6 protein-coding genes and 1 pseudogene are annotated in these 7960 nt (G+C 66.1%); 3 read left to right on the top strand and 4 right to left on the bottom strand.

Annotated elements, in window-relative coordinates:
• The first annotated feature begins 177 nt into the window (after window positions 1-177).
• Window positions 178-657 (top strand): hypothetical protein, encoded by a 480-nt coding sequence (locus A5691_RS11465; protein WP_068018841.1) that lies wholly within the window; start codon window positions 178-180, stop codon window positions 655-657.
• A 33-nt stretch (window positions 658-690) separates the two neighbouring features.
• Here A5691_RS11465 and A5691_RS11460 read toward each other — a convergent pair whose 3' ends face one another.
• Entirely contained in the window at window positions 691-1626 is a 936-nt protein-coding gene (locus tag A5691_RS11460) for an SAM-dependent methyltransferase (protein ID WP_067888164.1), read from the bottom strand.
• Between the two features lie 334 nt (window positions 1627-1960).
• Between A5691_RS11460 and A5691_RS11455 the strand changes: the two genes are divergently transcribed.
• Entirely contained in the window at window positions 1961-2779 is an 819-nt protein-coding gene (locus A5691_RS11455) for an alpha/beta fold hydrolase (protein ID WP_068266576.1), read from the top strand.
• Between the two features lie 74 nt (window positions 2780-2853).
• Here A5691_RS11455 and A5691_RS11450 read toward each other — a convergent pair whose 3' ends face one another.
• The 3 genes from A5691_RS11450 to A5691_RS11440 form a co-directional block, all read right to left on the bottom strand.
• A complete protein-coding gene (locus tag A5691_RS11450; RefSeq protein ID WP_082950254.1) occupies window positions 2854-5097 on the bottom strand; it encodes a GGDEF domain-containing phosphodiesterase in 2244 nt (747 codons plus the stop codon).
• Between the two features lie 250 nt (window positions 5098-5347).
• On the bottom strand, window positions 5348-6433 hold the full coding sequence (locus A5691_RS11445) for a methyltransferase (protein WP_068016065.1): 1086 nt from the start codon (window positions 6431-6433) through the stop codon (window positions 5348-5350).
• A 436-nt stretch (window positions 6434-6869) separates the two neighbouring features.
• Complete coding sequence (locus A5691_RS11440) at window positions 6870-7472, bottom strand: hypothetical protein (protein WP_068016062.1); 603 nt, start codon at window positions 7470-7472, stop codon at window positions 6870-6872.
• A 188-nt stretch (window positions 7473-7660) separates the two neighbouring features.
• Here A5691_RS11440 and A5691_RS11435 point away from each other — a divergent pair.
• Window positions 7661-7960, top strand: a pseudogene (locus tag A5691_RS11435) (FAD-binding protein); the annotation flags it as partial.

Raw genomic sequence — 7960 nt, 5'->3', positions numbered from 1 at the left:
CCATGATATCACTCACGTCGGCGACTACGGCAGACACCGACCCCTCCGCCCCGCCCCCGCCCGGCGCTCATCAACAGGGACAACTGCCAACAGATCCTGGGTTTCTTCTGCCCCCACGCGTGACGGGCGCCGACCGCTGGGTGCCAATCGTCCCGATCCCTGGTCTAGGTTGATCGCGTGGCCGCAAACGCACACGAGACCGCCCGGCGGTTGCTGACGGTATGGTGCGCAGCCGTGGCCGCCGCGGGTCTGTTCGTCGCGTGGCGGATCGATGAGCGGGCGCAACCGTGTTGGAGTGTGCGGCAATTCATCGACTTCAACCGCGACGCGCAGGCCTCGTTGAAGGCGAAGACGCGGTTTGCGCCGCCGGGCTCCTACGAACAAAACTCGGTACCCAGTGACGCCGACTATCAGGCGTGGCTCGACGGCCTGCAGCGGCGAGCCAACCAGGTGACCGCGCCCGGGCTGTCGGCCCACGCGCAGCGAGCGGCAGCGCTGGCCCGTGAATTCATGACGGACGCGAACCGGATGAACGACGACCTAGGCAGACAAGACCCGCTGAAAACGGAACTGCCGCCATCGGCCAAAGCCGTGGCTCGGGCCAACCAGGAGTTCGGGGACGAGATGGCCACCCTGGCACGCGCATGCCCCAGCTGAGCGCCCGGCGAGTGCCGCTCCCCCGAAATGCCTCTAGCGGCCGACGCCCAGCGTCGACGTGTAGTAGTTGACGCCGTTCATCGTTTGTCGATCATCGGCGGCCCGTGCGATCGCCCCCAACCCGAAGCCGGCGAGCAGCTGGGCCATCGGCGTTGCGACCGACGCCCACCCGAGCGCATCCAGGTACGCCCCGACGTCGTGGCGCTCACCTTCGAACTGGACCACGTCGAAGTCGAGTTCGAAGCCGTGCTCGCGCCACTTGGCAGTGGCCTCGCGCATCCGTTGGCGCGCTGCGTCGGGGTCCATGTCGGCGGTATTCGGCACAGCCTCACTCCCGAGTCGGCTGCCCGGCGCGCTCAGGGCGGTGACCATCTCGAGCAGCCGATCCTGGGCCGCTGGTGTCAGATAGCCGAATAGGCCTTCGGCAATCCATACCGTGGGCTTCTTGACGTCCAAACCCGTCGTAACCAGTGCCGTCGACCAGTCGTCGCGCAGGTCGATGGCGACCGTGCGTAGGTCAACTTTTGGTACGGCACCGAGCTTGGCCAGTGTGGTGGATTTGAACTCGATGACGGCCGGTTGATCCATCTCGAACACCGTCATCCCTTTAGGCCAGTCCAGTCGGTAGGCGCGGGCGTCGAGGCCCGAGGCGAGGATCACGGCTTGACGGATGCCCGCTCCTGCGGCATCGGCACACAACTCGTCGAAGTACCGCGTGCGGGCCGCAATCGATGCGGGCATCTGCGCCAGCCCCCATGAGCTGCCCGCGACGTCGATATCCGAGGCGACGAGCTCGCCGGTAGCCCAGCGGGTCAGAAAGCTCACACCGACCGCGCGCACCAACTGCTCGGCAAAAGGATCGTCGATAATCCCATCCCTGGTGGCGACGGCTCTCGCGGCCGCCGCCATCGTGGCCGTGGTTCCCACTCCGGTAGCCGGACCCCAGGTGTCGTCATTGGGTGGTGTCATCGTGAACCTCCGAGAGCCGCCTGGATACCGTACAACCCGTCTCCTGGCCCTCCTCAGCGACGCCGCTGACGTGACCACCGCGACCACATGCGCGCGGCCATGGCGCAATCGAATTTAGCGGGTTACCAGTAGGACTCCGCCGTAGTTGTTATCACAATGCGCACCAATCCATTTCGCAGCAACATCGATGTGCGTAATTCCCACATAAAGCAGTCGTGAGGGCACACCCGAAAACTCGCAGCGGTCCAAGCTGTCGCAGACCTGGCAGGCAAAAATGTTTGGCTTGCGGTTGACTGTCATTCGATAACGGCGAACGGCTGCGAGAGGAGCGTCTGTGCCCACCATCACCACCTCGGACGGTGTCGAGATCTTCTACAAGGACTGGGGTTCCGGCCAGCCGATCGTTTTCAGTCACGGCTGGCCGCTGACGGCCGACGACTGGGATGCGCAGATGATGTTCCTCCTGCACCGGGGCTATCGGGTGATCGCTCACGACCGGCGCGGGCATGGCCGGTCCGAGCAGGTCGGGACCGGCAACGACATCGAGCACTGGGTGGCCGATCTGGCCGCGCTGACCGAGCAACTCGAACTGCGCGACGCCGTCCACATCGGGCACTCCACCGGCGGCGCTGAAGTGGCCTGCTATGTGGCGCGCCACCAGGAGCGGGTCGCCAAGGCGGTGCTGGTGTCCTCCCCGACCCCGAGCATGGCGCAGGCCGAGAACAATCCGGGCGGGCAACCCCAGGAGTGGTTCGACGCGGTGCGTGCGGGCATCTTGGGAAATCGATCGGAGTTCTTCCGCGCCGTGCCAGAGGGGCCGTTCTACGGATTCAACCGCCCGGGTGTGGAACCGTCCGAGGCGGTCATCGCGAACTGGTGGCGTCAGGGCATGTCCGGCAGTGCCCAGGCTCACTACGAGACGGTGGTGTCCTGGCTGCAGGACTACTCCGACGAATTGCGGGCGATCACCGTTCCCGTCCTGGTCATGCACGGCGACGACGATCAGATCGTCCCGTTCGCAAGCGCGGCGCCCCGGGCGGTCGACCTCCTTCAGAACGGCGCCGTGAAGGCCTATCCCGGCTACCCGCACGGCATGCTGACCACACACGCGGATGTGCTCAACCCGGATCTGCTCTCGTTCATCGCGTCCTGATCGACCGCTGGCTCCGAAAGTCCGCATTCGAGCAGGGCGTGTGAGCTCGGACCGACGGACGCGAGCTGAAGCGGCTAAGACGCGACGAAGTCACTCAGGTCGGCGGCCCGACCGAACAGATGGCCCTGCGCCAGGCCACATCCGGCCATGAAGACTGTCTCAGCCTGCTCAGCGGTTTCGATTCCCTCGGCAATAACCTTGAGGCCCAGGGCTTCACAGAGCCCGATGACTGAGCGATACAGCGTGAGGTTACGTCCCGGCTCGACACCTGTCGCCAGCCCGCGGTCGAGTTTCACGATCTGCACCGGCAACTCGTGCCAATAGGTCAGCGAGTTGTACCCGGCGCCGAAGTCGTCCAGGGCCACTCTGAGGCCCAGGCCATTGAGTCGCCTGATGGCCGCCGCGGCGTCGGCGAGGTCCACAATGGGCACCGTCTCGGTGATCTCCAGGACGACGCGTTGCGGCGGCAGCCCGTGCCGGTCGAGCGTGCGGCTGATCACCCGTTCGAAATCGACGCTGCCCAATCGCGCGGCACCGATGTTGATGTGAACGTCCAGTGCGATGCCGGACGAGTTGATGTCCGCGCAGGCTCGATCGAGTACCAGGGCATCGAGTTCCGCCCCCATGCCGTTGGCTTCGGCCAGGGACACGAAGGTCTGGGGAGGAATCTGGATGCCGCTCGGTGTGGTCCAGCGGGCAAGCGCCTCGACGGCGACTCGGTTGCCCTCCGGCAGGCCGACGATCGGTTGGTACTTCAGCCGAAAGCCTTGTGGAGCACCACCGTTCGCTTGCCGGAGCGCCGTCGGGAAATCCTCGGCCTCGGTGAACGCCGGCCGGTAGACCACCGCGGTGTCCTTGCCCAGCCGCTTTCCGGTGTACATCGAGATGTCGGCCTGCCTCAGGAGATCATCGGAGGTACGAGGCAGACCGTCGCATCCGGGACTCACCAGGCCCATGCTGGCACGCACCCGCACCGACGTGCCGTGTACCGAGAACGGGCTGCGAAGGGCAAGCCGCAGCTGATCGGCGACGAGTTCGGGGGCGTCCACGACACCCGTGATGAGGATGGCGAATTCGTCTCCGCCGACACGAGCCAGTGTGTCGTCGGCGCCAAGGCAATCCCTGAGCCGCCCGCTGATCGCGCAGAGCAGCTCATCACCGGCCGCGTGCCCGAATCGGTCGTTGACCACTTTGAAATCGTCGATGTCGACGAAGATCAGTACGAACGGTCCATCGCGTATGGCTTCGTTCAGCCGCTGCGCCAAGAACAACCGATTGGGCAGGTGGGTCAACGGATCGTGATGAGCCTGATGAGCGAGGCGGCTTTTGGCGTCGATGAGCTGTTCGGTGAGCGTCCGCTGCACGCGCATCGCCACCAGGTAGCGGGTCGAGACGAGCACGGCCATCGCAACATACGTGCCGATGAAGACGGGATCGACTTGGTGTCCGATGAGCTCGTGGAAAGTGACGAGAGCGGTGCTGCCCATGAATCCCACGTACGGCAGGGTGAGCTGCGCCCAGTTGATCGGTATCTCTTCTTCGTGCTCGGGGCGGGCGCGTGGCGGAAAATCCAACAAACTCCATGCGATCAGCAGCGGCGCGATGACGAATCCGGTGCCGACCCACAAGTCCAGTTGCGTCACTCCGACGCTGCGAAGGTAGGCCAGCAGCCGGTCCGAAGACGTCAGGGTGATCACCGCGGCGGCAAGCAGCATGTAATTGGTCCGGCCCGGCCGATACGGCGGATACCACATCGCCAGAAGCAGGGCGCTCACCACCACGACGATCTCGACTACCGCGATACCGGTTACGACTGCGGTGTTGGTCGACCGTGGCAAGGCGGCTCCGTGCATGGCCCCCAGCCGGGCGACATAGACCAGGTGGAAGAACGCCAGAGTCGCCAGCAGTCCATCAAGGGCGGTGGTGATTACGTTCTGCCGTCCCACCATCCACGTTCGCGCCAGCGCTCCGTCACCGGACCGTACCAGCAGCAGTATCGCCGCGCCGAACAGCAGGCCGGCAACGAAATAGCCGACGACCGCGGACGTTGGCGCCGTCGCGCCGATATCGGCCACCCGGACTCGCTGGGATAGGGCCTCGGCGGCGAGGAAGGTGGCGATGGCTGCCAGCAGGGTCACGCGCCACCATCGTGCACGGGCGGCTACCCGTCGAACGACAACCAGCCCGGCGAGTAGCGCCACAACGCACAACATCGCTTCAAGAACGAACTGCGCCCGCTGTGCCGTCGCCACCCCCCACAACCCGAGCGCATTGAATGCTGCCGCAGCAACGACGACAGCCGACAGCCCGTAACCCATGCGGCGGCTCAAAAACCGCAACGCGCCCCCTCCAGCCCGCGGTATGACGTGTAGATCTTGGCAGAACAGGGCGGCGCTGGGACCGTTATCGCTTATGCCAGGGAAACCTCAAAGAGTTTTGCAGCAAAGATGAGGCGGAATCGCCTGAAGGCCTGGCAGATGGCCATCCGGTCAGGGAACTCGGGCAGTGCGTCGCGCTGGCGCGAGACGAATCTGTGCCTGGGTAGTGCGGGATGCCGCATAGCCTCGGCTACACCGCGATTCCCTCGATGATGCTGAGCGGAGATACGGTCTCGACGACGCGAGCCAAGCGAAAACCGGCTTGGTCCAACAGCCGGCCGTATTCGTCCGCGGTGCGTTCGCGAGCGCCGGCGACGACCAGCATCTCGAGGTCCACCCACTTGCCGTGGAAGTCGCGGTCGTGCTCGGGAATGACGAACTCGCAGAGCAACAGGCGCACACCGGCGCGAGCTGAGGCGCGGACATTGGTGAGGATGCGCACCGCGTCGTCCTCGGGCCAGTCGTGAATGACGTTCTTGAGCACATACGCGTCGCCGCCCTCCGGTGCGGAATCGAAGAACGAGCCCTTTTCGATCCGGACGCGGTGGTCGACACCGTACTTGCGAAGCAACTCCGGGGCGCCCGCCACGACCTCCGGAAGATCAAACAGCACCCCGCGCGAATTCGGAGCCGTCTGCAGGATCGCCGCCAACAGTCGACCATGTCCGCCGCCGACATCGACGATCGTGCCGAAGGCATCGAAGTCGTAGGCGGCCGTCAAAGGCACGGTCGCGAATTCGGACACATTGGTCATGGCCGTGTTGAAGATCTCCGCCAGCTCCCCTTCCTCGGCCAGGTACTCGAAGGCCGGTTTGCCGCGAAGCTCTGGGATGACCGCCTTCCCGGTCCGGATCGCATCGGTCAGGTGGCTCCAGTGCTCGCGATGCTGCGGCGATCCGACCCACCGCGCCATCCCGGACATCGAGATGGGCGCGTGGGTGCGCAGCGTGTCCCCCAGTGGGGTGAGCGCATAGCGCCCGTCACGGCGCTGCCGGAAGATCCCGATGCCGATCAACGCGCGCATGAGCCGCCTCAGGGCGTCGGCGTCGGCGCCGATCCGGTCTGCCAGCTGGTCGCCGGACAGCGGGCCGCCCGCCAGGGCATCCGCCACGCCAAGGTCCGCTGCGGACGTGATCGCTTGCGCGACCCAAGCGTTCAGGATCAACTCCATCATCACCGCCGCGGGCGGAGCGGAGCGTTGGCGCAGCCGCGACAACTGGTGGCGGACCCGTTCGACGGCTCGCGCGACACTGACCGGCGGAACCTTCGACGTCACGTGACTCCCCTTCTCCCTGGCATCGCCATCATGGACGCTTCGTACCGGCGACTGCCCTCGCGCGCGCCAGGAAAGCCACGATAGAGCAGTCAAACTCGTTCGCCTCAGCGCTCGTGCTGTAAACCCTCGAACCCGCTTCGAACTATGCCCGGAGATCGGGAATATTTCAACAGTGATTGAAATAGTGGCGCGTTCGACCTATAGTTCTGACAAGGGGGTCGGATGAGCGGAGGCCGTCATGTCACGTCTGGTCACGAAGGTCGTCGTTGCGGCGATCCTCGCATTCACCGCGGTAACGGCGACCGGATGCGTTCCGGCAGCCACGGTTGGACCGCCTTTGGGCGTCGCGGCGGGGTAAAGCGGCTACGGTCGAACGGCGAGGGGCGCGCCATCAGGGTGCTTATCGCCAATCGCGTTGGGGCAGAATAGAACCGGTCTAGCCGTCGCCCTTGCCGCGTGACGCATCATTCGCGGCGGCGAGCAGTCGCGACGGGGCCAGTCGGCGCTCGGGGTCCACGGCGGTGCGAATCCGGACCAGACGCTGTAACCCCGAGCGGTCCAGCCCGTCCTCGACCGCGGCACGGCCGTCGGCGAACGACGCTGCGGCGAGCCCGATGTCGGCCCTCATCGCGGTGGCCTGAACCTCTGCCAACCCCCGCTCGGTGCGAGCACCCGAGGCGGCGTCGGCAGCGAGACCGACCGCGTGCAGCAGGAAAGGTCCGGGCACCGCGGTCATCGCCCCGTCGCGAGTGGGTGCGGCATTGCCCAGATTTCGGAACTCGACCACCGCTACCGGCGAATCGGGCGCGGCCGCGGTGCCCAACACCTCGGCTGCCACGTCCACCGCATGAGGTCCCAGCCACCTTCCGATGCCCAGCGCCGGAACCGGATTGGGTGGGTCGAGGTGGATTTGGGCCAGCCGGGCTGCATCGGCGCGCGCCCAGTTGCTGTTCACCGCGGGCGCCGGTGCGGCTTCGAGGGCGCGCAGCAGCGGGGCGGCCGCATCGGCGCCCTGCGGTGACGCGAACGCCAGATGCACAACCGGAACGCCTTGCAGCGCAGGAGGGAACGCCGGTGCACCCGGCGGGGTCCGCAGCACCGCTGAGGCTGGTGGAGAGCGCATCACCGATCTGGCTCATGGCACTCGCCCAGGCATCGACGACAGGTCCAAGCGCGTCAATGCTCCACAGCCGGTAGCCGGCCCACGGGTCCTGGGGCGCAACCTGGGCAGCGGTCAACGCAATTGCCGAACGCGACGGGCTGCTGGGACTGGCCGGCACCTCGCCCACGGTGGCCGTCGCCGGTTACACGTTCGGGGGAGGGGTCGGGTTTTTGACCCGCCCGTACGGGATGGCCAGTTCGGCGCTGCTGTCCGTCGACTACATAGATGGCAACGGGCAGATGCGGCGGGCGGCGGAGGACGCGCCTGACGCCGCCGATCGCGGGGCGCTGTGGGCTTTTCGAGGCGGGGTAAAGCGGCTACGGTCGAACGGCGAGGGGCGCGCCATCAGGGTGCTTATCGCCAAT

Origin of the sequence: Mycobacterium sp. E183 (assembly GCF_001667735.1) — a bacterium.
Lineage (GTDB): Bacteria > Actinomycetota > Actinomycetes > Mycobacteriales > Mycobacteriaceae > Mycobacterium.
This window is presented reverse-complemented; position numbering and strand designations above follow the sequence as displayed.

Bases quoted from the DNA above. Each gene is read 5' to 3' on its own strand.
- A5691_RS11460 (WP_067888164.1), bottom strand. From the start codon at position 1,626: ATGACACCACCCAATGACGACACCTGGGGTCCGGCTACCGGAGTGGGA.
- A5691_RS11450 (WP_082950254.1), bottom strand. From the start codon at position 5,097: ATGGGTTACGGGCTGTCGGCTGTCGTCGTTGCTGCGGCAGCATTCAAT.